The organism is Rhizobium sp. BR 250 (assembly GCF_047445855.1).
In the GTDB taxonomy this organism is placed as follows: domain Bacteria; phylum Pseudomonadota; class Alphaproteobacteria; order Rhizobiales; family Rhizobiaceae; genus Agrobacterium; species Agrobacterium tumefaciens_I.
On sequence record NZ_JARWKW010000024.1, the window covers coordinates 1 to 26,977 of the forward strand.

Sequence of the window (26,977 nt, forward strand, 5' to 3'; positions counted from 1 at the left end):
CATATCATACCAGTCCGGCCACAGCTCCCTGGCATGTACCGGTCCGGCAATGGTGCGCTTCGGAAGATCGTTGAGCAACATCGGAAGGATCCGTGCAGCCAGCGGCAAAAGATTGCGCCGGTTGATCACGCTTGGCAGGTTGTCGACAAACGTCTCGTTGGGGAATGCATTTGCGCACGAAATTTTAGGTAAAGTTCTGCTATTCTCAGAATCAGCCATGATCCAAGCTCCTGCTAGCTAGATTGTGGTCAGGTCGAGTAAGGTGTTACAGCACCTGCTCGGCCGTTACGTCAGCAACTCTGAGACTACTCGGCTTGCATTTTTTATGTCAAGGTTATAATTTGATAACACACGATCAAATTCGAATGGCGAGGGCAGCCCTTAGGTGGGGCGTTCGAGATCTGGCAGTAAGAGCAAAAGTGACTGCCGCAACGATCACCCGTATCGAATCCGGTAAATCAGGACACGCTGCAACTCTCATTGCGATTCGTCTGGCTTTCGAAGAGGCCGGCCTCACCTTCATTGACGAGAACGGTGGTGGTGTCGGCGTTCGTTTCGCGAAACCGGCGTCAGAGGCAGACCTCTGAACCGATCCGTTTGATCGCTCGATCATGTAATCGCAGAGGCCTGCCTGCGCATCCAGGTTAATCCACCGAACAACGGATATCGACTGCAAGCGGTTGACGATTGATCTGCAGCATCCCGGACTGAGGCATGACCATGACAGACGATCTCCGCGGCCACATTCTCCTTCTCTCCGGGCATCCCGGTTCCGGCAAGTCCACCATAGCCGAAGCGCTGGCACACTTGCCGGGCGTACCAAAAGTTCATTTCCACAGCGACGATCTGTGGGGTTACATCAAGCACGGCCGTATCGATCCCTGGCTTCCGCAATCCGGTTAGCAGAACCGCATGATCATGCAGATCGCCGCCGACGTTGCCGGTCGCTATGCCGAGGCAGGCTATTTCGTGATCCTTGACGGCGTCGTGCGACCGGGCTGGCTGCCGGCATTCACGGCGCTCACCCGCCCGCTGCATTACATCGTGCTGCGAACAACAGTGACAGAGGCGGTCGAACGCTGCCAGGCACGCGGCGGCGACAGCCTCAACGATCCGCTGGTCGTCGCCGAGCTTCACTTCCAGTTTGCCGATCCCGGCGCCTTTGAGCATCACGTCCTGTCAGTGTCAGGCAAGGATAAGGATCAGGCCTTGCAGTCGGTCATCGATGCGCTGCAATCGCCACGTTTCCGTATTGAAGCCCCGGATGAAGGCAATCGATAACAAACATACGGGGTGAAGCACGCGTGGCTGTACCGACCATTCACCTCCTTCGTCACGGCGAAACTGTCTGGAACTGCCTTGGCCGGTTTCAGGGGCAACGGGGGAAGCGCCCCAGCGGCCGGTTGCCATGCCAAACAGAAGCAGTTATAAGGAATTTAATATTTCCTTATAACGACTGCGCCGGCTGTCGCGATCCCGTTTACAAGGGAAAGATCGGGACCTTATAACAACATAAGTCCGCCGCAAGGATCGCTTGCCATGAAACAAATTGACCTCGCATACCGGACAATGTTCGCGGAACTGGCGCAGCGATCGTTCGATGCACAGTTCTCCACCGACTTCCCTCATAATGGACGGTTCGTGAACGTCCCCGTGAAAGGCAAGGGATATTGGTACTTCGAGTATCCGACGCCGGATGGCGACAAGCGGCGCTATGCAGGGCCGGAAGCAGATGAGGAAATAACCGCGAGGGTACACGCCCACAGGGAAGTCAAAGACGACCTCAGGGAGCGGCGTCGGCTCGTTAACGCGCTTACACGAACGGGCGGCATGGCGTCGCCTGAACGTTTTGCGGGCGAAGTAACCAAAGCTCTCGCTGACGCCGGATTGTTTCGCCTTCGAGCCCTTATCATAGGCTCGGTCGCGTTCAGCTGCTATTCGGGGCTGCTGGGGGTTCGTCTTCCAAACGCATCGCTCCAGACGGGCGACGCCGACTACGCCCAGGATTTCGCAATCAGCGCGGAGGTCGGGGACACCTTGCCACCGATCCTGGACGTCTTGCATACCGTCGATCCGTCCTTCAGGGCGGTGCCGCATCAGGCGGACAAGGCGCGTGTCGCCGCCTTCATGAACTCGGACAACTATCGCGTAGAGTTCCTGACGGGTAACCGCGGGTCGGACGACCATACGGGCAAGCCGTCACCCATGCCTGCTCTTGGCGGCGCGTCGGCGGAAAACCTTCGCTTCCTGGACTATCTGATCTACGAACCCGTGAGAACGGTGCTGTTGTACAGAGAGGGCGTCAGCGTCAATATCCCCGCTCCCGAGCGCTATGCCATTCACAAGTTGATTGTCGCGTCTCGCAGGCGCAACGATGCCCTGGGCAGAGCAAAGCGTGACAAGGATCTTCAACAGGCATCGCTGTTGTCAGAGGCCCTGGTGGAAACACGGCAAGGATATTCACTGGCCGACGCATGGAACGAGGCATGGGAACGCGGTCCCGCATGGCAGGAAGCGATCACTTCGGGACTTGCCATGATGCCGGATAAAGCCAGATTGCCTTTGGCAGTCGCGCTTGGCGTTTCTGCCGCTGATTTGGGAAAAAGATGAGGGCCAACCCTGGTGCAAATCCTCGAACTTCCCATCCAGCCAAACGGGTTCTGTCGACTTCATAACGACAGTTGCGATCTCGTCACCGGTTGACCATCCGAACCGTTATTCCGCCGGCGAAACGTACTCGCAAGCCTCGAATGAAACGGCTGCCTCGGCGCTAACGCCGGAACCGGTTTGACGTTTAATCGATACGGAGAAACCATGCCGATACTTCAGGACATCTATCTCGCCTATGTCGACTGCCTCAACCGCCAGACCTTCGATGAACCCGGCACCTTCGTCGACGACGCTGTCGAACACAATGGCCGGCCGTTCAGCCTGTCGGGCTATCGAGACATGCTGGTCAAGGATTTTGCCGACATTCCCGACCTGCGGTTTGAGGCAGAAATCCTTGTCAGCGACACGAACCGGATTGCCGCCCGGCTTCAGTTCGATTGCACCCCCAAAGCCACCTTCATGGACCTTCCGGTCAATGGCAGGCGTGTGCAATTCTGCGAGCATGTTTTCTACGAATTCGAGCACGCAAAAATCCGCAGGGTCTGGTCGGTGATCGACAAGGCCGCAATCGAGCGACAGATCGGCTGACAGCCAGCAAACGCTCAACTGTTCTCATCCGTGTGTTTCCTCTCTGAGCAGCTCCTCAAGCAGTTGACGATCGGCATCACGAAGGGCCATCTGCGGCAATTGCCGCCGCAGCAAGTCCCGCAGCATCTGCACCTCCGGTCGGTCCGCCGGTTGTTGCAGCTCGCTGATCATCCATGTGCCCAGCAGGATTTTCCGCCGCAGCTCAAGCCGCCGTTCCTGCGCGGCAAGCCGGGCCATCAGCGTACGCTTGCGCGCCTCCAGTTCCTCAATGCGACGGGCAACCGGTTTACGCGCCATGACCGGCTCCCCCGCATGCTGTGGTGCCCTTCTTCTCCACCAGCTTCACCCTGAGCAGATGACCTCCCTCGCCACAGCGCCTGACGATTATGGCCGGGCAGGCATCAGCGAGATCACCAAGTCCGGCAAAACCGAAGTGGCGCGGATCAAAACCCGGCTCATGCAAGGCAAGCCAGAGACCGACCTTTGCCAGAGGTGACCAGCCGTCCTCCTCGATACTGGCACAAACAGCCTCTTCCATCATCACCAGCATCTGCTGCCAGGTATCGGCGGAAAGACCTGTTTCCCTGCCGGCGGTTTGTGTTGCTTCCGCTGCCGTGCCGACGGACAGCCACCGCGTGTTTCCGGGTGGTCGCAGCCTGTCGAAACGGATAAAGCTGCTGCAGGCGGCGATGAAGGCATCCGGTGTCTGTTGCCCTGTGCCTTCGCCGGCATTGTCATCCGTCCTTGTGGTCTGTGACCGTCGTCTCGACCTTGCGAACCTGACCGCATCCATCGCCGTCTCCATTGCTCTCCTGTCATCGAGGCAAGGGTAACGAGGATCAATTTGCAGCGCATTCTGGTGAATTCACCATAGAGCCAGCCATCCCCCGACCCGCTAGACAGGAAACAACAAGGGCGCACTTACGAGTTGGCGCCCCGGCGACAGGCAAGACATCGAAGGGCTGAGGGGCGGTTGTTTCCGGTCACCCGGCTGCGGAATCGGGCGGAAACGGTTTTTCCGCCGGTTCGTTTTATCGGGAGACCGGCATGGCGATCTACCATTGCAGCGTAAAACCGGTCGGCCGCAGTGCCGGCAAAAGTGCCGTCGCCGCCATCGCCTATCGCACCGCCAGCAGAATTTTGAACGAGCGCGATGGTCTCCTCCACGACTTCACCGCAAAGCAGGGTGTGCTTCACACGGAAATCATTCTTCCCGATGGTGTCGATGCCCCATGGGCGCTTGATCGATCAGGCTTGTGGAATGCCGCGGAGTTTGCCGAACGGCGATGCGATGCCCGTGTCGCCCGCGAGTTCGAGATCGCCCTTCCGCATGAGCTTGCCGATACTGAGCGGCTGGCGCTGACCCGGGCCTTTGCCGGTGATCTCGCCAATCGTTTTGGTGCTGCCGTCGACTTCGCCATTCATGTGCCGCAGGGCAAAAGCGACGACCGCAATATCCATGCCCATGTCGTCATGACCACACGGGTGATTACCTCGACCGGCCTTGCCCGAAAAACCCTGATCGAGCGCGAGAACAGATGGCTGATCGACCATGGCCTGCCGACCTCGCAGATGCAGATGAAGGCGGTACGAGAGGCCCTTGCCGCTCTCGTCAACCGGCATCTGCTGCGCGCCGGTCTCGACCGCCGTGTCGATCACCGCTCGCATCTGTCGCGTGGTCTCGCGATCGAGCCGACCGGCCATATGGGTGTGCATGCCGCGCAGATGAAAGAGCGTGGTGTCGATGTCTCCCGCTGCCGCATCGAGGATGATGCCGCACGGCGAAACGCCGGGCTGATCCGCCGTCGTCCCGAACAGGTGCTTGCCCTCATTACTTCAGCTCAAAGCGTCTTTACCCGTCACGATATCGCCAGAACGCTCGGCCGCTACATCACCGACACGGCTGCCTTCCACACTACCCTTGCCGCCGTCATGGCCTCACCGCAGCTTGTCCTTCTTCAGCAGGAGCAGAAACACGAACCGGCCCGCTATTCCACCCGGGAGATGATCGAACTGGAACGACTGATGGCAGAAAGTGCGATCAGGATGGCGGCGCGATCAGCTCATGCTGTGAGAACAACAACGGTCACAAAGGCAATCGTCCGGCAGAACGGGGAACTGGCAGGATCAGGTCTCGGTGACGAGCAGAAGAAAGCCGTACTGCATGTCACCGGACCCGAACAGATATCGGCGGTGACCGGCTTTGCCGGTGCCGGCAAGTCGACCATGCTGGCAGCAGCACGGCGGGCATGGGAGGCGGACGGTTATCGTGTTCACGGTGCTGCCCTTGCCGGCAAGGCGGCAGAGGGCCTGACGTCATCTTCGGGCATTGTTTCCCGCACGCTGGCCTCCTGGGAGCTTGGCTGGGAGAACGAAAAATCCATGCTCGGACACAGGGACATTCTGGTCATCGACGAGGCCGGCATGATCGGCAGCCGGCAGCTTTGCCGCTTCGTCAGGGAGGTTGAGGCGCGTGGCGCCAAGCTGGTGCTGGTCGGTGATCACGAGCAGCTGCAGGCAATCGGTGCGGGCTCTCCCTTCCGGGCCATTGCCGAACAAATCGGCGCCATCGAACTGACCGAAATCCGTCGCCAGAAACACGGCTGGCAACAACAGGCCTCGCTCGCCCTTGCCACCCGCCGCACCTCTGAAGCTCTGCAAAAGTATGACGGGCAGAATGCCATTCGCCTTGCCGACGATCGTGCGTTGGCCTGTGCGGACCTCGTGCGAGATTATCTGAAGGACCGCCGGGACAATCCGCATCAGTCCCGCATTGCCCTTGCCCATCGCCGTGTCGATGTCCGCGCCATCAATGACGCCATCCGGAAAGGTCTGCAGGCCGAGGGGGTTCTGGCAAAAGCAACCGGAAACGAAACCGGATCCGGCGAAATCATTTATCAGACCGTCAACGGAAAGCGTGCCTTTGCCGCCGGTGACCGCATCGTTCTGCTGCGGAACGATCGCGGGCTTGCTGTCAAAAACGGCATGTTGGGAACGGTGGAATCCGTCGAGCCGGACGCACTACAGGTACGGCTCGACGGATTATCGAGCGATCCGGAAACCGGCCGCAGGCTGACTATCCGCCCGAAAGATTACCATTCCTTCGATCATGGTTACGCCACCACCATTCACAAGGCGCAAGGGACAACCGTCGACCGGTCCTTTGTCATGGCCTCGGCCACCATGGACCGGCATCTCACCTATGTTGCCATGACCCGCCATCGTCATCAGGCAATGCTTTATGCCGGACGTGACGAGTTCAAAAACATCAAGGCGCTCACCGCCAGCATGAGCCGCTCGGGGCTGAAGGAAACCACGCTCGATTATACCGACACCTTTGCCGAACGGCGCGGACTGAAGGAGCCACCGGGCGAAAATATCCGGCAGCAGCGGGCGATGAGACAAACCTCCTTGCAGCGGATGGTGGAAGGACAAGGACAACGGCAGCGCACGGAAGCAGATGCGATGGCGCGGAGCGAGCTGCGCAAACAGCCGGTCGAGGTCCCCGCACCGCTCGTTCCCGCCATCACCCGCTACGACAAGTCGATTGACGAGATCGCCCGTGAGAAAGCGCGACCGGAACTGGAAGAAAGCATGGAAAGGCTGCGCAATGTCGCCACTCGTGTCTATCACGATGCCTTCGCTGCATGCGAAGCCATCAAGCCCCATATCCTCGATCCCGGCACCGATCCTGCCATTCTGGCAAGAGCCATCCGCGAGCGGCCAGACCAGTTCGGGGCGCTCCGCGGCAAGTCGGGCATCCTCGGTGACAACAGGGACAGAAAACAGGCGCTGCACTACGCCGGATCGGTTGCGACGCTTGTCGGGAACGCCGCCAGAAGCTGGCTACGGCATCTGGAAAACGAGCACCGCTCGGAAACATGGCAACGGGAAAAGCGTGATGTCGTCGAGGTTCCCGCCCTCACGCGGCGCAGCGAGGAAATCCTCTCACGCCTCGGTGCGCTCTCCCATGAGCAAAGGCCGGCGTTCGTCCGGAAGATGGAAAGCACCACGGAAGGCCGGCAGGCATTGCGGGAGGTCAACGCAATAAGGGAAGCTTTGACGAAACGGTTCGGCACGGCATACCTGCGCAACGAGGATATGGACAGGCTCCGAATTACGGCAGACGCCCGTGTCTCCGTCGAACGCATCAGGCTGGTGGCCGGACTGGTCGAGCGGGCGCACCACGCCGAGCTCGTCGAAAAGCAGAAGCTCACGCCCGGTTTGACCAAGGGGCTCGGGATGCGGTTGTGAGTTGCGGGGCAGTTCCCGGGGTTCGTGAACGAGGAGCCGTAAATGGCTTACGCCCTGCCTTCACCCTGAAACCACGTGACCGGAACAACAGACCGACGGGAGCGACGCACAAATATTCCGCGAGACGAGGAACCGTTCGTCGTTTACCGCATTCATTGACCGGGCGGACCTTTCCCCCTCCGCCCATCCCTCCTTGCAGCACTGTAAGGTTGGCGCCACTCGAACCCTCCCCGCCGGAGGGTTTCTTTTTAATAGCGTGGCTATGGTGACTGAGTGTCAAAACGTTCCGCTGGTTATGTAACGGAAAGCAGTACCCGACACAGCCAGCCATGCCGCCCCGCACATAAATACGAGCATGAAGGCGCCAAAGACGCCACAAAACCGCCGTACAATATTCAACCATCGCACTTGCCAATTGAACCGCGGGCCCGAGCGGTTTCCACTTGGCAGATAATAGCTGACGAAAACTGCTGCATGGACAAGCAGGATGGCGACAGCGACAATCCCGGATGCCTGAAGTAACGCCCAGGTTGCCGCAGGCTGCAACAGAATTCCTGGCAGCTCGACAAATTTGCCTGGCAAATGAAACGACCGCAGGGTCTGGCGATTTTCCCACGCAATTTGCAGGAAACGGACGCTGACTACCGAAATAAAGGCCGGCACGAAAAACCAGACCACATTTTCCGGGGTACGGACCGCACCGACGACGCACATCACGACGACCCCTGCCGCCACTGTCGTGAGAATCGTGATCGCCAGATATGCGAATACGATATACAGATAGATCAGGCCAGCCACGAGCAAGGAAACAACCAGGCAAACCGGAATGAAAGCATTATTGTTCTGGACGTTGTTCGCGCCGGGGTAATTAATCACGACATGGTTCACAGTGACGTACTGGTTTCCAATGTTATTTCCGGCACCGGGTGGCATAAAAAAGTACGACAGGAGAAGCCCGATTACCGGCCAAGAATGAGCCCATTGATAATTGGATGAGATAGAATATCGATAATGGTATGCATGTCTGGTGCCCCCGAATACAGTCGCACCGGCGTTACAACCAATCCGTTCACAACCAGTTATTGCAATTATTAAAATGCATTGCACAACGATGGACGACCAGTTGTCGCGAAAATCGGACAAGCGTTTAAAGCCCCGATTGCGGATGACGACGTGCGATCAGATGGACAGCACAAATGAATGATCCCGGCCTGAAAAACGCCGTGATCGAGGCACTCATGGCTCCTCCAAGTGAGTCGCTGAATCCGCAAGAATTTCTGTTGCAAAGCCCCTGAGGCGTCCTAAAGGTACTAAACAGGGGGCAGGCGACGAGACCTCCCCTCCTCCCGTCAGCGAGGTTAAAAAACACACGTAAAGGTCGTTAATCTTCGCACTCACTGTTCGGGCAAGGAATAAATCTTTTCTCGATTCGGTGTGTTTGGTGCCAACGTCGGCAAATTGCTACAGGCCAAAATAATGATGTGTGATTTTTCGCACTCTATTCCACGAACAATCCAACTGCTTTCAACCGGCTCCCTATTTAGCTTCGGCTGGAAGAATAAAGCCAGCGATCGCAAACACTTATCTGTAATTCCGACATGAAGTAGGGACCCTTGGATACGCTCTGGCCAGCACCGTGCCAGCTTTGATCTCTGAGAGGTCTAAGCATAACTGATGCAAATTGGTAACTCAATTCTCATTCTTTTGATAAGCGCGTCAGAGTTGTCTTGCAAAATACCCTCTATTGATTAATGCGTCGCATAGGGCAACATGGGGTTGAAGTTTATTGATGACCAGATATCTGGCCAGAGCGCGATTTGTCGTTCCGGCAGCTACCAAATCATCGACAGCAGGTGGTTTCGACAGGAAGGTGATCGGTGGTATCGCACCGACCTCACCCGCGTTGCGAAACCCGGTCGTTGTTCTCTGCGCAGCTCTTTGCCTTGCTCCACAAGCGGCATTGTCGCAGGATGACCTCAAAGGGCGGCCGCATGCAGAAGCGAGGGAAGGCCAGGCAGATCCAGGTGTTGCTGCATCGCATGAGCCTGCCCTGACGATCCAGACATTTGCGGGTTCCGCATCCGATAGCGCGACGTCCGGTGCTTCATCATGTTTTCCCGTGGACACGATCCGAATCGAAGGTGGACACGAACTCATTGGCAGCGAAGCTGTTGAAGACGTGACGAGACCCTTTGCATTGTCCTGCCAGAGCAATGAAAGCGTCGGCGGATTGCTCAAGGCGGTAAACGGCCTTTTTGCCGACAGTGGTTTTGCCACGACGCAGGCCTGGTTGCCGGAGCAAGACATTGCCGCCAGCAGGACGCTGGTCCTGCGCGTTGTGCCCGGGCGGATCGATGCGGTCGTCTACAAGGAGGAGCGGCAGCCTTATAAGGGGTTCTTTCCCCGGATGGCGGAATTAAGTGGCAACGTTGCAAGGTCCACCTCCGTTTCCGACTTCGTGCAGCAGGCAGATGCCTGGCTCGAGGGTATCGATGACGATCTCGAACGCCTGACCTTGTTGCCGCCATCCGCCCGGATCGCGATGACTGGCACGATTGCCAAAGACGATGTCCTGCATGTCGACCGCCTGCAGGACACACTCGATAGCCTCAACAGGGTTCCTTCGAACAAGGCCAAGGCGGAGCTTGTTCCGGGCAAGAGGCCGGCGACCTCCGATGTGCAGATCACGAACCGCATCAATGACGCGTTCAGGCTCTACGGCGGTTACGACACGGAATCGATCGAAGGTGTCGACAAGCTTCGCTTCGGGATCACGGCGGAGAAAGACAATCTCATCGGTATCAACGACATGTGGGGCCTCACGCTTAAAAGCGGCGTCGAGACTAACGAGCTGAGCGGGGATTTCGCGGTTCCCGTCGGACGAGCCACAATGAGGCTCAAGGGGGACTGGTCCGAGAACATGATCGACCTCGGCCCGCTTTCCGAGTTGTTCATGACGACCTGGAACGTCAGCGCGGGTGCCGACTGGATCGTTCATTCATCACGGACTGAGCGGCTGATTGCCGATTTCACGGTCGCGCATCGCGAACAGAACCGCTACATCAACGGCGTTGGGCTGATGGACCAGCGCGTTTCCCCGCTTCAGGCGGGCCTGACTTACAGCCGTTTCTTCGAACGCGCCAACGTGTCGGCCCGGATCGGTGCCAGCCAGGGGCTATCTATCTTCAATGCACGCGACGATGCCGACGATATCGATGCGTCCACACCTCACAGCCAGTTCACAAAGCTGGATGCATCTCTTTCGGGGTCTTATGTCTTTCCCGGTCGCGCCTCCGTTTCCTCCAGCCTGTCGACGCAATGGGCGGCAACCGCGCTTTATTCCGACGACCAGATGACAATCGGCTCGCGCAGCTCGGTACGGGGCTTTTCCAACGGAAGCTTCAAGGCTGACCGGGGTGCGGTGTGGCGCAATGAGGTCGCACTCGCCATGCCGGTCGATCTGCTTTTGGGAAAAGCCGGATCAGGCACGCAGCCGGACAGCCAGGGCCCTGTGCAGGTATCCGCCCCATCGTCGGAATGGGCGCGAACGACCCTCTCCCGTCTCAACCCTTATCTCTTTCTCGACGCAGGGCTCGGCCGTGACGTTGCCAATGAAGTCACCGGCTATCGGGTCGGCAGTGGTGTGGGGCTGCGATATGGCGGCCCCCGGCTTTCTTTCGACGTCGGCTACGCCTGGCGGGTTGCCGAAGACAGACGCAGCCGGCGCATGAGCGAGGAAAAGGGTGAGTTGTTCATGACACTGCGTTTGAAGGTTTTTTGAGCCATGCCGTTTTTGTTCGATCCTCCCTCAAGAGATGCTGGCGATAATTGCCTCACATTCGGGCTGCGCCGTCGGCGGTTCTCATCTGTGTCCGGAATCGGCATGGCGCTTGTTGCCGTCGGATTGGTGCTGGCCGCACCTGCGGCGAAAGCGATTGCGGATGATGGCAAGACCTCGGTCGCCGGGAAAGAGACTTCCGGGGTTGCCGCAGCACCAGTCGTAGAGCCCAGGCGTTACGGCGACTGGGAACTGGTCTGCAAGCCGCAGGCGGATACTGCCACCGCGAAAGCGGATAGTGCGGCATGCCGTCTGCAGCAGGCGCAGGCCGTCAACGGCGGGAAGGATGTTGTCTTTCTGTTCAACATTGCGAGGCAGGGAAAACAGCGCGTCGCGATCATTTCGACGCCCCTGAACGTCTATCTGCCGTCAGGTCTGGAATTGAAGATCGATGGTGGTCAGGTTCAGCGCGTTATCTTCGAGACCTGCAGTATCTCCGGATGCCACGCCGGCTTTGCTCTCAGCGGCTCGTTGCTTGGCGCTTTGCGCAAGGGAAACATTCTGACGGTCGCTCTCAAGGACACCAAGGCAACCACCATCCCGCTCAAGGTTTCGCTCAATGGGATCAGCGCCGGCATCGACGCGCTGGATGCGGCAACACCATGAGACCAGACAGGGAGATATGCGCAGGGATAGCTCGCTATGTATTGGCTGCCGGCCTGATGGCGGCAGGCTGGCTATCAATGGCCGGACAAGGATTGGCGGCACCGGGCGAGTTCAACGACTGCAAGGGCAGGATTGAAGAAGTATCCAGCAGCAGCCTGATCTCTTTTGCGGACCTCGCCGGTCGCCTCGGCAAGGTGGATTACCTTCTCTTTGGCGAACGGCATGGCGTCAGGGAACAGGCGGTTGCGTCATCCTGTGTGCTGTCGGCAATGGCAAAGGATGATCGTCGGATCACCGTCGTAATGGAAATGCTTTCACGCGACGATGATGCAGCAATTGCCCGTTATCGCGAAAATCATCCGGAGACCCCGGCCGGACTGGGCGCAGAACTGAAATGGTGGACACGAGGCTGGCCCGCCTTCGACAACTGGTTGCCTCTTGTTCAGCGCGTATTCAGCCTACGGGTACCGTTGCGCGGCGGGGATCTCGCAGAGAACGACGGACCCGCTGGCAAACTGACGTCAGAGGAGAAAAAGGTGATCCGCAAGCGGCTCGGCACAACCGAAACTGCTGTCCGCGAAAGCTGGACGAAAGCAATGATGGCAGCGCATTGCGGACTGATCTCGGACCGGCAGGCCGCGCTGAACGCCGACCATCAGATCCGCCGCGATATTTCCATGGCCGATGCCGCTGAGCAGGCCGGGATGTTGAAGCATGGTGTTCTGCTGCAGGTCGGCCGGGGTCACAGCCGCAAGGACCGCTCTCTTTATCAGGCCCTTGCCCGGGCAGACGCGTCGGTTCTGACCGTTGGCGCTTTCGCCGAAGGTGAAAATATCACCGACGAGGAGCGCAGGCTCTACGATTACCTGTGGATCGTCGGCAAGGCTGAACTGGCCGACCCGTGCAAATTGACAGGGCTGACGAGCAAGACAGGGGAGCCCATCTCCGAATGAGACGTACGTTCCGGTTGGCAAACATGAAGAATTCCGTGGCAGCTAGTCTGTCCTTGCTGCTGTGCGGCGTGGCGCTGCCCGTCTTCGCGCAGGTCATTCCCGACGGTGGCAGCAATACGACCACCAGTATCGACGCCACCAGCAGCGCTACGAACGTTCAGATCGCGCCAGTCAGCAACCCGACATCCGCCATCAGCCACAACACCTACACGGAATTTTCCGTCAACTCTCTCGGTGTCAATCTGGACAACAATACGGTCCATGCACGTACGATCCTCAACGAAGTGACGTCCTCCCACATCTCCAATCTCAATGGCCCTCTGAAGGTGGAAGGCGCTCCCGCGCATGTCATTATCGCCAACCCTAACGGCATTTCTGTGAATGGTGCCTCCTTCCACAACACCGGCGGCGTCGTACTTTCCACCGGCAAGGCGTCGATCGTAAGTCGACAGATCACACCGACGTCCTATCAAGATTATATTGTACTCAAGACTGCCGACGGTACGATCAATGTCGGTCCTGGCGGTTTGTCTGGCGCCATGAGCACTCTGCATTTGCTGGCAGGCCGTATCCGCGTCGACGGCCCTGTCGAAAACAGCTCCCCGCAATTGCGCTCGTCCATAGAACTGACCGCCGGCGGCAGTTCCGTCGAATACGATTCAGCGATCGTGCCGAACTCCGATCTCGAGAACTGGGGACGGATGACAGATGAGGGCAGCAACGACAATTCTGTCGCCATTGAAATAACCTCGCGCGGAACGCTTAAGGCCAATACGGTCCGCATCCGGGCCACCAACAATGGCGCAGGCGTCAGCCACGCGGGCAACGGGCTCGCAGCATTCGGCGATTTCGTTATCGATGCATCCGGCAAGGTCACGACGAGCGGGTCGATTGAAGCGAAGCGCAATGTCCACATTAACGCAGGCTCGATAGAGGCCCGTTCACTGGCCGGTCAGCCTCAAAGCAAAATCGAAGCCATCAACGGCGCGTTGACGCTTCTTGCCGACACGGGCGACATCAAAAATACCGGTGTCTTGATGAGCGGCAGCAGCCGTGACGGAGCGAATGCAGACTCCAAAGGTGCCGCTACACTCAAGGCTGCGGGTGATATCGCGCTGCTGACCGAGAATGCCGATCAGCTCGCAATCGTATTCGGAGCGAAGGACGATCTCGACGTCCGCGCCGGCGGCTCCATTACCAATAATACCGGCAGGCTGCTCTCGAATAATAAGACCATCGTCGAGGCTGGTGGCGACATCCTCAATATCGCCGATGTCCTCAACGGCGAAGGTGTCTGGCACTACCAGAAGAACGACGGCAAGCGGCTCTGGTACGCCCTCTGGCAATCGCGCGAAACGATCGAAACCGTCAGCCTGGATTACGGTCAACAACGGGTGCCAGGCCAGCAGGCATATATCATCGGTGACAGTGTCGCGATGCAGGCCGGTGGAAACGTCGTCAACCGCGGCAGCTCGATCAATGCCAATACCGGATCGGTCCTGATTGACGGGACAAGCATCCTCAATGAGGGGGGTCTGTCCGGCTCCCTGCAGTTCGTCAAGCGCTGCAGGCTGACCTGCATCGGTTATGGCTCATCCACGACAGGTGTCGCGGGCGGCGCCATCAATGCCAACGGCAATATCGAATTGCGCGCCTCATCCTCAATCCTGAACAGATATGGCCAGATCGTCAGCTACGGCAGCATCAATGCAACTGCTCCCTCCGTGGTGCTGGAGGGCGGCTCGATCCCGACCATCGTTCAGCGTCCACCCGGCCTTTACAATTTCTGGGGCGGATCGACCGCGTGGATCGGGACCGGCGATCAGGGCGGTGTCTTTGATGCGCCCCAGGGCAGCATCACGATCAATGCCTTCCGTCCGGTTCAGGTGACTGCGGGCACGCTGCGGGCGCGAGATCGTGTCTTTGCCTCCTCAGGTATCGAAACCTTCAAGGAAACGGCAGGCGAAGAATACCCGTTCGGCCTCGACTCCATCGGGCTCTTCCCGGGAATGGTGGGTAGATGATGGCAAGCCGAATTCACCGGAAATCACCGTTCTTGCTCGCCGCGGCGCCCAAACTCACGGTGCTGAAAAAAGACGAAATTGCTCCCGGGCATAACCCGGAAAATCCCGATCACGGAGTTCAATTCATGCGCAACACACCATGCCGCCGACCCGCCCTCACCTCTCTTGCCATAATCGCCCTCATGGGCGCTTTGGGTTTGGCGCAACCCGCAACGGCTGGCCCTCTTGAAGAAGGCAAGGCGCTTCTGGAAAAGAAGGATTTTGCCAATGCGGCAAAGGCTTTTGCCGAGGGTTTTGACAAAGGCGATGGAGAAGCCGGCTTTCATCTGGCACGCATGGTCGAGCTTGGTGTGGGTTTTACACCCGACGCGGTGAAAGCACGGGCCCTCTACATCGCTGCGGCGGAAAAGGGTTCGGCTGCGGCGATGAACCGGCTGGGGCTCATGCATCTTCGTGGCGAAAATGTCCGCCAGGATTTTGCTGCCGCGGCTGAACTGATCTGCAAAGCTGCCGATCTCGGCAACCCGGAAGCCCGGTTCAATTGCGCAGGTCTTGCTCTCGATGGTCTCGGCCGCGCCAAGGATCCCGCAAGTGCCTTCGGTTATTACGAGAAGGCCTCGCAAAATGGTCACACCGGCGCGCGCAACATGGAGGCCGCACTTCTTCGGACAGGTACAGGAACCGAACAGGACCTCGCCAGGGCGGTGAAGCTTTTCGAACAGGGCGCGTCGCTCGGAAACCCGGTCTCGCTCTACGGTTTCGCCGAGATGCTGGAACAAGGTGAAGGCGTGGCTGCTGATCCGATCCGTGCCCACCTCTATTACAATCTCGCCAATGAACGCGGACATCCCGGGGCACGTGCCTCTCTCGAGCGCCTGACAGCGAGCATGACGCCGACAGAGATCGAGGATGCGCAGGCGCGTGCCCGCAACTGGAAACCTGCTCAAACGGCTGAAGCCAATTGAGCACCAGGATTGAGAGAATGGTTGGCGCGAAGATGACCCGATTTCTGGCCCTGTGCCTTTTACTGGTCTTTGCGGCTGGCTGCCGGCCGACTGACCCGCAGCCAGTGGCCACATGGAACGGCGAAAAGATCACGTCGGCGACGTGCACCAATTCGATCATCACCCCGACGGAGCAATCCTGCAAAAAAGTGCTCCTCGAAAAATGCAGGCCGGGCGCGACGATTGCCAATGTGAGCGAAACATCCCGCCCGGTTTACCGCCATCCAGGCTGGACCACGCAATATGTGTGGACCGCCCTCATAAAGAACTGCTGACGACCCCGGTTTTGCGCCTGCGCGAACACGAATTCAATTGCCCTTGCTGTGGGAGTATCCGAATGAAAACGATGATGGTCAAAGTGCTGATCCGCAAGTCCAAGCCGGGCAAGCTGGTCAAGAAAGCGACCGCATTGGTGACGTCGGTCAGCCTTGTGCTGACGACGATCGCCAGTTCATTTGCACCTGCCAGCGCGCAGGTCATCACCGATCCGACCGCACCAATTGAGTTTCGTCCAAATGTGACGTCTTCAGGCAACGGAACGCCGACGCTCAACATCGTCAAGCCGTCGAGCGGCGGTGTCAGTCACAACAAATTGCGCGAGTACAATATCGATACGCGCGGGCTGATCCTGAACAATTCCGGGCTTGGCGGAACCTCGATCATCGGCGGCAAGGTTGAATCCAATCCCAATCTCGTCGGTGGCGGCTCCGCCAAGATTATCGTCAACGAAGTGACAGGCGGCAGACGTTCCAACCTCAATGGCGTGACCGAGGTCTTTGGTTCAAAGGCCGACGTGATCGTGGCCAATCCCAATGGCATCGATTGCATGGGGTGCGGATTTATCAACACCGGTCGCGCGACGCTGACCACCGGAACCCCGCTCATCGACTACAATGCCGGCACGGTAGGGCTGGAAACCAGATCCGGCGACATCACCATTTCCGGCGCCGGTGTTTCGGCTGCCGACGGCCAGTCGCCGGACGAGATCCGGCTTGATGCAAAGTCGATCCGGATCGATGGCCTGATCGATGCGCGGGGTCGTATCGACCTCAAGGCCGGCTCCAATCGTACGGACGGTTCGACGGACAAAACGACGGCCATCGCCGGCGATCCCGTGGGCCAGGGGATCGTTTCGAGCGCGGCAGGCGTTGTACGCGCGGCATCGATTGCGGCCCTTTCCAGCGATCTGAACACAGGTATTTCGCTGGCTGGCAATATACAGGCTCTTGGTATGCTCGACGCCAATGGCGCGCTCTTGCCGGGCGCACTTTCGCTTGTCTCCGCTGGTCAGATCCAGTTGGTGTCGGGTGGCGTAGCCGGCAACGCCGACCTTCGTGCAGCAGGCGCGCTTCAGATTGCGCGCGATCTCGCGGCTCAGGGAGAAATCTCCATCACTGCCCGAGATGTTTCATTGCTCGATACGGCGACCGTAGAAGGCGGGCGCGGCCTTTCCATCGTTGCGAGTACTGACATCGTTTCCGCTGCCGTCCTCAAATCCGGTGGTGCTATGACGGTGGATGCGGGCAGCAGCGCCTCTCTGTCCGGCATTATCGCCAGCGTCGGCAATATGAACATGCGCGCGACAGACAAACTTGCCACCGACACGGCAACCCTTGTTGCGCCGAACATTGACATCAGGGCGAAGGACGTGGCGCTGACCTCGACCTGGTTCGAACCGGCAAACCAGGGTTCGATCACGGCAACGAATGTCGAGATCGGTGATGGCACCCAGTTCAAAAAGACTTCTCCCGTCTTCATCAATGCGACTGAACAGCTAACCATCGGCACCCGGATCGATACCGCGGGCTATCCTGCGCTTGCGATGGCATTCCGGGATCTGGCTATTTCGAACACCGGTGTGTTCACGACGGGCGATCGCCTGTTCGATGTCCTCAACTTCAGGAATGCCGGCGTACTCCTTTCAAACGGCCAACTCGCGATCAACGCTCAGCAGGCGATCATTGATGCAACGGGTGTGATCAAGGCCGGAACGCTCAGGATAACGACCGCAGGCAATCTCACCAACTTGGGAAGCCTCCTCTCCGAAACGACGCTTACGCTTCTTTCCGACGGAAGCGTAACAAATGACGGAAAGATTACCGCACTAGGCGAACTTGAACTCCATGCCGTGAGCTATATCGCCAGCTCGCAGGAGGCCCAATTGGCTGCCCGGAAGGCAGAGTTGATCCTTGGAAACAATCTCCGCAACAACGGCACGATCAATACACTTGAGACCACGAGCATCAGGGCTGGCGGCACGGTTATCAACAGCGGAAAGATCAGTTCCAATGAAAGCCTGACTCTCGTGGCGGGCGATCTTGTCAATGCGGGCGCTGCGGCATTGATCGGAGCCAATACCGATCTTTCGATTACGGCTCTCAGCCTCTCCAACGTGCTCGGTAGCCTCGAAGCCAAGGGCAGTTTCGAGATCGCTGTGTCGGGAGCCCTGAATAATGCCGGGGTTTTCCTGAGCCGTTCCGACCTGGCAATTAAAGCAGCGTCCATGATCAATATCGAGGCCGGCTGGATTGAGGCCGGACGGATCGACATCAAGCTGAACGCAGGGGATCTCACCAATCTGGGTCGGATGATAAGTCACGACACGCTCGGTATTGTCACTGCGGGAAGTGTCCTCAACGATGGTATTGTGCAGGCCAAGCCATCCACGCTGCGCCTGGAGGCAGTTTCCTACGTTTCGAATTCTCCGGCGGCAGAACTTGTTGCGGCAAACGCAGATATCATCCTGTCTGGATCCTTAAGCAATGCGGGTCTGATTGCCGCGGCTGACGGGTTGACCCTGCAAGTGGAACAGAGCGCGTTAAATTCCACGAACGGGGAAATTGTCGCCAAGACAATCGAGGCAAAGGTCGCTGGCAATCTTGTCAATCTCGGCAAACTCGTTTCAGAGACAACGTTGAATGCCACCGTTTCCGGCCTTCTTGCCAATAGCGGCTTTATTCATGCCGCCGGCGATCTGGAACTGACTGTAGCCGACCTGATCAACAGTGGCGCCAGTTCAAGCATCGCCAGCAACGGTGACATAACCATTCTAGCCTCGCGCGGTATCGTCAACGATGCAGGTTCAATCGCTTCCAACCGGACACTGAGGCTTTCTGCAGACACTACTTTGTCGAATTCCGGTCTTCTGCAAGGCAGAGAGGGGCTTACAGCGTCGGCCCAGATGCTCGATAACCAGCAGACGGGACGTATTTATGCCGGTTCGACACGCCAGACGGAGAATGGCCCCGTACCCGTTGGCGAGCTAACTGTAAACCTTTCCGGAACTCTCTCCAATTTCGGCCAGATTATTTCGGCCAACCATTCCCTGCTTTCAGCGGCAGCGAGCCTTGGTAACAGCGGATCAATCGAGGCAGGTGGAAACCTGCGTCTTCAGACCTATAGCTATGTTCCCGGCTCTTCGTCTGCCCGTCTGGTGGCCCGCAATCTCGATCTCATCCTTGGATCGTCCTTCACGAATGCGGGGCTGCTTACCGTTGCCGGCACGCTGGGCCTCGATGTCAAAGGTAATCTCGTCAACGGTGCCACAGGTAAAATCGATGCCGGCGCGATAGAGACCAGTGTCAGTGGAAACCTGCACAATCTTGGTTCGATCCTGACTCCGGGAACATTGAACGTCGTGGTTGGCGGCCTGCTGACAAACGAAGCGCTGATTCATGCCGGGGCAGGATTGAAGGCCCAGGCCGCGTCGCTCGCCAATGTCGGGACCAATGCCGCAATCAAATCCAGTGGCAATATGATCCTCGAGGTTCGCAGCAATCTCGACAACAGCCTTGGTCGCATATTCGCCGGCGGCAATCTTGCAATCGAGGTCCTGGCAACACTGACCAACGCGTCGGCCCGCATCGAAAGCGGCGCCGACATGCAGATCAAGGCGACGGCACTGATCAATACCGCCCTGGATGGGACGGACAGTGCGCAGGACTATTACCAGCTCGGTGATCTCAGCATTCTCTATGCGACCGAGCGCACCAGCAGCCCCGCGCGATACTGGGGGACGATGACTGCCACGCGCGACGAGTTCTCCGGGGTTGTTCGAGTTCGATTGCCCGGCACGATCCGCGCCGGCGCAAACATGGCGATATCAGGTGATGCTCTTGAAAACCGCGAAGGTCGTATTCTCGCGGTCAAGGACCTCTCCATCGACGTGAACCGTATCCTCAACGATATGGTCACCAGCAATGTCGATCACTACCGCGTGCAATGGGGCGGTGTCCGCAGCTTCATGGATAGCGGGTCGGGCAAGTTTCATGCACCGGTCGGTGCCGATCCGCGATGGCTCGTGGCACAATTCAACCCCGCTGTTTTCAAGGACCCGGCACTTGCGGAACGGGCTGAAGGCGGCAACCGGATGATTGTCATTTCCAAGGGCAAGTCTCCGGTGACGATCACCTATTCGGGCAAACAGAAATACAGGGATGGCGTCATCAACGGAGGCGCCGTCCAGGTCATCGAATACGCGGACGCGACAAGTCTGCTTGATCTGGCTGCACTCGGTATCGATCCGAACAACATCCCCGACGTGATCATGATCGGCAGCCGTATGGCCGAGGTCGGGACTGGACCCTACGGCAACGCCACGAAAACATATGTCGGAACCGCCACGGTCGGTGTCGGCTCCATGATAAAGTCCGGCGGCTCTCTGATGATCGATGGCGGCGCTGCGATCACCAATCGCGGCACGCTTTCCGGAAGCCTCGTCTCCATCGAGGCAGGTGAGTTGCAAAACGGCCTTGGCACGCCGGGCGGCATCGATGGTTCCGGCTTCGGCAATTATAGCGGCACGACGCCTGTTGGCATCAGTGGCAATGTCGGTTCGGCTATTGGCGCTGCCGCAGGCCAGTTGGGCATCGTCAACTTCGTGCTCGATGATGTCTCGGTTCCTCCTCTTGACCTCGGGGCTTTCGAAGCGCGAAACCTGCACAGTGTCAACGCCTCCGATTTCGGCAACCTCGTGCGCGTTACCGGCTCGGCCGAAGCTGCCCGCCTGCTCGGCTCGGCGCGTATAGATGGCGCGGCGCTCACCTTCTATGCGGATCCGGTCGCGGAAGCCAAGGCTCTCGCCGAGGCGGCCCGCAAGCAGGCTGGTACGCATCTGGTCGTCGATCCGTCCCTCTCCGTGGAAGAGCAACGGGAGCAGCTTTACCGCAACGCTGCGGAATTCGCGGCAAGCACCGGTGCGCAATATGGCGTGGCCTTGACCGAGGCGCAGCGCGCTGCTCTCGAAAAGCCGATCGTGTGGCATGAAACCCGTATCATCGACGGCAAGCCCGTGCTCGTCCCGCGCCTTTACCTGCCCTCGCAGGATGAACTGTTGCGTGGCGGACGCGGCGCCGGCCTGATCGCTGCCGATGATCTCCTGATCGATATCGACGGCAAGCTCAACAACAGCGGTGCGATCGTAGCCTCCGGGCTCGCCTCGATTTCCGCCTCCTCTATCCTTAACCAGCGTCTGATCGACCTCGATGAGCGTGACCGTGCACTTGCCGGAGGACGCGGGGACAGCGGCCTGATTTCGGCGGGCACCCTGTTCATGGCAACCGATGGCGATCTCCTGAACCGGGGCGGCACACTTGCCTCGGCTGGCAACATCGACCTCAGGGTCGGCGGCTCGCTGATCAACGAAACAGAGCGTTATACCCGTACCGTCGATTCACAGGATGGTTGTGTCGGCAAGGCCTGCGGCACCCTGCGTACCGACTACAATGTTGCATCCATCACGGCCGGACGGGATCTGACCGTCATCGCCGACCTGGATATCGTCAATAGCGGCGGTACACTCGGCTCCGTCACCGACATGCTGCTCGCAGCCGGTCGCGATGTGACCTTCGAGACGCTGAAGGACAGTTTCGTCGCTGAAGATTACAAGAAGCGCGGCTTCCTGTCGGGTGTCACGGTGCTGCGCAACGAGATCACCACCGCCGAGGCCAGCGCCCAGTCGCTGGTTGGCGATGTCTCGATCCTAGCCGGTTATGGCGTATGCGACGGTGGCAGCCTGTGCGCGAAGGGAACCGCTCCCGGCGATGTTCTTCTGAACGGCGCGCTGGTCAGCGCCTTCGACAAGCTCTCGATCGACGCCACCGGCAAAATCGACATGGGTGTCGTCAGTCAGGAAGTCCATAACCGATACAAGGAATGGGGCTTCAAGGGGCTGGGCTGGGGTTCGGTCAAACAGGCGTGGAACGATGTCGATACGACCGTCACCCGCCTTTCGGGTAATGACGTCTCGCTGAATGCCAAAGGTCCGATCACCGGAACGGGCGTGAAGATCGCCGCCGTCAACGATCTTCTGATGAAGACCGATGACACGATCCGGCTGGAAGCGGCGCAGGATGCGCTTTATTTCACGGAGAAGGGTTTTTACGTCGGGCTGAGTTTCCCGGGATCGGCCGGCATAGATGCTGCGCTGAAGGGCGGCTCCGGCGGCCAGATCCTGTCCGGCCTTGCCGGTATCAATCCGCTGACCGCCAAACTCGCAACGCTTGCCAATGCCGACAATGGGCTTGCGGCGGGGTTGGCCGCCGTCAATCTGGCGACTACCGGTGCTTCCATCTTCGGCGGAGCAGCGAAAGCCAGCGGCGGCGGCGATACCCAAATCTCGACCGACGCCTTCAAAAATGCACTAAACGACCGCCTCAATCCGCTATCGCAGTTCACGGACGAAAACGGCAATTTCTCGGCCAAGAATTTTGGCATCAACCTGTCCGTCTGGAAAAGCGAGCAGCGCTGGAGTGAGAGCCAGATTTCCGAGCTKACAGCCGGCGGCGACATCGTCATGAAGGCCGGGCTGGACGTCATTCTGGATCAGGGCACGAAGATGGTCTCCGGCGGCGATGTCACCATCGATGCCGGCCGCGATATCCTTCTGGCGGCGCTTGTCGATTATGCCAAGGACAAATCGTCTTCCTTCGGCCTGCAACTCTCGATGTCCTCGATCGGCTTCGATATCGGTAAGTCGAAAGGCTATGACGAGACGCTGACGAATGCCTCCATCACCGCCGCCGGAAATGTCTCGCTGACATCGGGCCGCGATACGTCGCTTCTCGGCGGCAACATCATCGGCAGGACGGTCGATCTCGATGTCGGGCGCGATCTCACCATCCTCTCGCCGCAGGCTCAGGGCTGGCGGGATGGCTTCTCCTTCGGCCTGACGGTTGGCGTCAACCCCGCCGACTGGAGCGTTCGCGGATCGAAGGAGGACGGTTTCAAGGCATGGTCCTCCGGCTCGGGGATTGTCGCGGCACAGGGCATCGACATCAAGGTTGCCGAAGACACCACGCTGGTCGGCGCGCTGCTTCAGGCGACCGATGGCGATATCAGCCTCGATACCGGCACGCTGACCGTGGCCGACCTGAAGGACACCGACCAATACAAAAACGTTGGCGGTTCGATCGGTCTCAGCGGCGGCGGGCTAAACTCCGTCGGCTTCTCCTATGAGAAGAAGGACAAGCAGGGCGAGACCCGCACGACGCTCGATGCCTCCGGTGACCTGAACGTCACCATTCGCGATGCCGACAAGGATGGTGTTGCCGGAACGGAAGCGGACAAGGCGGCCGCCGAGCAGCTTCTCGCCTCCATCAACAAGGATGCCTCGAAGTATCAGGAGATCACGAAGGACGACTACACCAAGCTGTCGGGCGAACTCGATGTCCAGAACCTGATCGAGTTCGGCGATAACATCAAGGCGATCCAGAATTATCAGCGAGCCCAAAATGCGCTGGTTCCGGGAGAGATCGCTGCGCAAGGTGGCCGGGCTGTCGATGTCTGGCGCAAAATGATCATCAATGGCGCGTCGCCGGAAGAAGCAACAGCGCTTGCCAAAGGCGACCCGATTTTTGAACTCACAGTTCGCAAGCTTGAAACCGCCGACGCGGCAATCGAGCACTACGGCAGTATGGATAAGCTGCCCGAGGGAACCCTGACGCTGATCGCGATGGGCCAGACAATCCTGTTCGGTAAGGCGAGCAACTATGAAGGAGGCGCGGTCGTCGTTCCGTGCGCTGCGAATGGCGTCTGCCAGGTGGAATTGGCAGCCTATTTGCAAACGTTGAAGACGAATCCGAATTCGGTCGAGATAGCAGTCGCCAATTTCCGTAATGAAGTCATCAAGGGCCTAACGAACATCTCGACCGATGACGTCAACGGTGGTCCTTTCCGTCTCGATGCTGCGTTCCGTGATCTCTTGAATTGCGTATCCGACAACCCGGCCAATGCGGCCGACGATCTTCTTGCAGCGTATCGGGCCAACCCCAGCGGGTTTCAGGCGTTGGCGTATCGGACCTACGACGTAACGCGCGTCAATCCCCAATCTGTTATCGCAGCAGTTGAAGGTCTGGCTGCGGGCGGCAACATCGCTCAGTTCGAGACCGACATGACCCTTGCGCAGTTGCCGCGTTCAACGGCGCTCGATGGCCTCTTGACCATCGCCGGCATTGCCTACGAGTTCACGCCGGTGGCCGATACGGTTGCGATCGTTGAAGCCGCTGACAGCGGCGATGTCGCCGGCATCATGATTGCAAGCGTCGGCTTCCTGCCCATCGCAAAGGCAGGGAAGCTTCTCGGTAAAAGTGCAGAAGCAGTCAAGGATGTCCTTAAGGCCGGAGGCGATGAGGCAGCGGAACTCGGAAAGCAAATTGTCGACAAAGCACCAATTCACCATATCTGCACAAACAAGAATTGCGTATCGACCGCTAGCGGAGGGCCTTGGACTCCTCGGTTTGAGCAGATTTTTCAGAACGCGGGGCTTGATCTCCAAGATGCATTGAACAAAGTCGCCGTGGTAGGTCACAAAGGACCTCATCCTGAAGCATATCACACATATGTATTCAAAAACCTGACCGCTGCGACGTTTGGTTTGCAAGCCGGATCTCCGCAGTACAAAAACGCAGTAGAGGAAACTTTAAAGCGCATTGGAAAAGAAGCTTCTACGCCAGGAAATCCAGTAAATGATTGGCTAACAAAGAGGTAGTGAATTGTTATTTTGGCAGCTTGAGGACGACATAAATTACCCATCGAGATGGTACCTCAATGAAATAGGAGGAAAAAATGTCGATAAAGGATATAATTGGCAATTTTTAACGGGAGATGGTGTTGTAGACGAAAAGTATACATTATCTTTGACGCGCGACGGCGCCGAGATGGATTTTACTCTCACTGATGCATTCGTCGTCCCTATAGTTAGTGGTCGATTAAAGGATGCCCTTGATTTTGTTGAAGGTGTAAGATTTTTCGAGATTTTGTTGGAAAGAAAGCAGCAGCCTCTACATGAGTATTACGCAATGGTGACCGACAAAATGGTAGATTGTTTCGATGAAAAATCGTCTATTTTTCAGATTTTCACGCCAGACGACCCAATTCGCCCAGATCGAGCAGGAGAATACCATTCTGTTCTCAGACTCGCCGTCGATCCAATAAGGGCTGCTGGGCATGATATTTTTAGAATAGAGCGGTATCCTACGGCACTTATTGTAAGTGATCGCATCAAAAGAATTTTGGATCAGCTTGACCTGAGCGGGCTAAGATTCGTGTTATGCACTTGACGTGTTGGGTATTCATCTTATTTCACGACCTCCTGGACGGGGCGGGACGCTTGCGTCGGAAAGCGACATTCCAAGGCAAAAGAACTTGCAGAGGTAGTGTCCTCCACTCAAGCTCGAAACCGGGCATCTTTTGAGAAATACAAGGATGCTCTCCGAACATCGATGCAGAAACCACACGTTTCTGATAACGAGTTGTCGGAGCTAGTCGATTGGCTTTACCGGCCAAATGCTTCTATTGGGAGCGGTAGTACTGCGGATGCCATAAGGTTCGAACTCTCGACAGGGAAGGCTGTCGGAGGGGCATTCCACGGTCAGAAAGCACAGGATGGCATCGTCGCCTTGCAAAGATGGCTCAGCAAAAATCCAACTGCACCCTCCGGTGGTCGTGCGGCTGCAGAAAACATTATTCTGCGACATGATGAACGCATTGGGTGGAAAATGACAGTAGGAAGTCGATTGCGATTTATTCAGAAAATAACGGGGCTCCCTGATATAAATGAATTGAACCGCGCCGGGTTTGCCGGAGGCTCCAACTTCTGAGAAAGTGGAGCCGATATGAGCAAGACAACAAACAAATTTTCACCGGAAGTCCGCGCCCGAGCAGTGCGGATGGTTTTGGATCACCAAGGCGAATATTCCTCGCGATGGGCGGCGGTTTCCTCGATCGCCGCCAAGATCGGCTGCACGGCGCAGACGCTCAATGAATGGGTGAAGAAGGCGGAAGTGGACGATGGTTCCCGGCCCGGACTCCCAAGCGAAGTGGCCGAGAAGATGAAGGCTCTGGAACGGGAGAACCGCGAGCTTCGGCAGGCCAATGAGATACTGCGCAAAGCGTCCGCTTATTTCGCGATGGCGGAGCTCGACCGCCCATTGAAGCGATGATCTCCTTCATCGACGAACACCGGTCGGTATTCGGGGTCGAGCCGATCTGCAGACTGCTGCCGATTGCCCCATCAACCTACTACGAGAACGTTGCCAAACGCCTGGACGTGGACCGGTTGTCGGTCCGCGCCCGCAGCGACATTGCATTGAAGATCGAGATACGCCGTGTGTTCGAGGCGAACTTCCGCGTCTACGGCGTGCGTAAGGTGTGGCGGCAATTGAAGCGGGAAGGCTTCGACGTGGCCCGCTGCACCGTCGCCCGGCTCATGCGATCGATGGGACTTCAGGGTATCATCCGGGGCAAGCCGATCCGCACGACGATCCCGGACAAGACGGCTCCCAGCCCGCTCGATCGGGTGAACCGCCAGTTCAAGGCTCCCGCGCCGAACAGGCTCTGGGTTTCGGATTTCACCTATGGTGCGCCTCGCCCCAATCGGGGAGGCATATGACTGGAATGCAAAGAGAAAGGAGGATGCGAAGAACTGCCTGCTCCCTGCTGCGAGGGGGCATGAGCCCAAGCGGCGGTGACCTGCCGTCAACTGGCAGGGTGACGTAGCCCGCAGGTAAAGGGGATTGAGGCGAAGCCGTTACGCCGAGATGGTTCCCGAGGCTGAAGTATTGGAAGGTTGAGGAACACGAACCGGTTAACCCGCATCTGAGG

16 protein-coding genes, 3 pseudogenes and 1 other annotated feature are annotated in these 26,977 nt (G+C 58.1%); of the genes and pseudogenes, 15 read left to right on the forward strand and 4 right to left on the reverse strand.

Features of this window, described 5'->3' with window-relative positions:
• A pseudogene (locus tag QD336_RS23870) lies at positions 1 to 219 on the reverse strand (hypothetical protein); the annotation flags it as partial.
• Between the two features lie 200 nt (positions 220 to 419).
• Between QD336_RS23870 and QD336_RS23875 the strand changes: the two are divergent.
• The 4 genes and pseudogenes from QD336_RS23875 to QD336_RS23890 all read left to right on the forward strand — a co-directional run bounded on the left by QD336_RS23875 (position 420) and on the right by QD336_RS23890 (position 3,198).
• Complete coding sequence (locus tag QD336_RS23875) at positions 420 to 587, forward strand: transcriptional regulator (protein WP_499172411.1); 168 nt, start codon at positions 420 to 422, stop codon at positions 585 to 587.
• A 127-nt stretch (positions 588 to 714) separates the two neighbouring features.
• Positions 715 to 1,281, forward strand: a pseudogene (locus QD336_RS23880) (P-loop nucleotide/nucleoside kinase family protein).
• A 258-nt stretch (positions 1,282 to 1,539) separates the two neighbouring features.
• Positions 1,540 to 2,610 (forward strand): nucleotidyltransferase family protein, encoded by a 1,071-nt coding sequence (locus QD336_RS23885; protein ID WP_499172412.1) that lies wholly within the window; start codon positions 1,540 to 1,542, stop codon positions 2,608 to 2,610.
• A 204-nt stretch (positions 2,611 to 2,814) separates the two neighbouring features.
• Entirely contained in the window at positions 2,815 to 3,198 is a 384-nt protein-coding gene (locus tag QD336_RS23890) for an ester cyclase (protein ID WP_499172413.1), read from the forward strand.
• 24 nt (positions 3,199 to 3,222) lie between these two features.
• Here QD336_RS23890 and QD336_RS23895 read toward each other — a convergent pair whose 3' ends face one another.
• A complete protein-coding gene (locus tag QD336_RS23895; RefSeq protein WP_499172414.1) occupies positions 3,223 to 3,495 on the reverse strand; it encodes a mobilization protein in 273 nt (90 codons plus the stop codon).
• Positions 3,485 to 3,991 carry an OST-HTH/LOTUS domain-containing protein gene (locus QD336_RS23900; RefSeq protein ID WP_499172415.1) on the reverse strand — a complete coding sequence of 169 codons (507 nt, stop codon included), beginning with the start codon at positions 3,989 to 3,991 and terminating at the stop codon, positions 3,485 to 3,487. The genes QD336_RS23895 and QD336_RS23900 overlap by 11 nt, the downstream gene beginning before the upstream one ends.
• Positions 3,992 to 4,245: 254 nt before the next feature.
• On the opposite strand from QD336_RS23900, the gene traA reads away from it, so the two are divergent.
• A complete protein-coding gene (gene traA, locus QD336_RS23905; RefSeq protein WP_499172416.1) occupies positions 4,246 to 7,452 on the forward strand; it encodes a Ti-type conjugative transfer relaxase TraA in 3,207 nt (1,068 codons plus the stop codon).
• Positions 7,453 to 7,728: 276 nt separating this feature from the next.
• Here the strand turns inward: traA and QD336_RS23910 are convergent, their stop codons facing one another.
• Entirely contained in the window at positions 7,729 to 8,340 is a 612-nt protein-coding gene (locus tag QD336_RS23910) for a hypothetical protein (protein ID WP_499172417.1), read from the reverse strand.
• 1,231 nt (positions 8,341 to 9,571) lie between these two features.
• Between QD336_RS23910 and QD336_RS23915 the strand changes: the two genes are divergently transcribed.
• The 10 genes and pseudogenes from QD336_RS23915 to QD336_RS23960 form a co-directional block, all read left to right on the forward strand.
• On the forward strand, positions 9,572 to 11,233 hold the full coding sequence (locus tag QD336_RS23915; RefSeq protein WP_499172418.1) for a ShlB/FhaC/HecB family hemolysin secretion/activation protein: 1,662 nt from the start codon (positions 9,572 to 9,574) through the stop codon (positions 11,231 to 11,233).
• Between the two features lie 102 nt (positions 11,234 to 11,335).
• A complete protein-coding gene (locus QD336_RS23920; protein ID WP_499172419.1) occupies positions 11,336 to 11,896 on the forward strand; it encodes an invasion associated locus B family protein in 561 nt (186 codons plus the stop codon).
• A gap of 41 nt (positions 11,897 to 11,937) precedes the next feature.
• The gene (locus QD336_RS23925; RefSeq protein ID WP_499172420.1) at positions 11,938 to 12,849 is read left to right on the forward strand and encodes a ChaN family lipoprotein; all 912 of its coding nucleotides are present in this window, start codon (positions 11,938 to 11,940) and stop codon (positions 12,847 to 12,849) included.
• On the forward strand, positions 12,846 to 14,873 hold the full coding sequence (locus tag QD336_RS23930; RefSeq protein WP_499172421.1) for a filamentous hemagglutinin N-terminal domain-containing protein: 2,028 nt from the start codon (positions 12,846 to 12,848) through the stop codon (positions 14,871 to 14,873). The genes QD336_RS23925 and QD336_RS23930 overlap by 4 nt, the downstream gene beginning before the upstream one ends.
• Before the next feature lie 125 nt (positions 14,874 to 14,998).
• The gene (locus QD336_RS23935) at positions 14,999 to 15,838 is read left to right on the forward strand and encodes a tetratricopeptide repeat protein (RefSeq protein WP_499172422.1); all 840 of its coding nucleotides are present in this window, start codon (positions 14,999 to 15,001) and stop codon (positions 15,836 to 15,838) included.
• A gap of 17 nt (positions 15,839 to 15,855) precedes the next feature.
• Positions 15,856 to 16,152 carry a hypothetical protein gene (locus QD336_RS23940; RefSeq protein ID WP_499172424.1) on the forward strand — a complete coding sequence of 99 codons (297 nt, stop codon included), beginning with the start codon at positions 15,856 to 15,858 and terminating at the stop codon, positions 16,150 to 16,152.
• 62 nt (positions 16,153 to 16,214) lie between these two features.
• Positions 16,215 to 24,863, forward strand: a complete 8,649-nt coding sequence (locus QD336_RS23945) for a two-partner secretion domain-containing protein (protein ID WP_499172426.1) — start codon at positions 16,215 to 16,217, stop codon at positions 24,861 to 24,863.
• Between the two features lie 4 nt (positions 24,864 to 24,867).
• Positions 24,868 to 25,434, forward strand: a complete 567-nt coding sequence (locus QD336_RS23950; RefSeq protein WP_499172427.1) for an imm11 family protein — start codon at positions 24,868 to 24,870, stop codon at positions 25,432 to 25,434.
• 162 nt (positions 25,435 to 25,596) lie between these two features.
• Positions 25,597 to 25,974 carry a hypothetical protein gene (locus tag QD336_RS23955; RefSeq protein WP_499172428.1) on the forward strand — a complete coding sequence of 126 codons (378 nt, stop codon included), beginning with the start codon at positions 25,597 to 25,599 and terminating at the stop codon, positions 25,972 to 25,974.
• A 15-nt stretch (positions 25,975 to 25,989) separates the two neighbouring features.
• Positions 25,990 to 26,738 (forward strand): annotated as a pseudogene (locus QD336_RS23960) (IS3 family transposase); the annotation flags it as partial.
• Positions 26,271 to 26,387 (forward strand) — a sequence feature (AL1L pseudoknot). Its footprint overlaps the pseudogene before it by 117 nt.
• Positions 26,739 to 26,977: the final 239 nt, after the last annotated feature.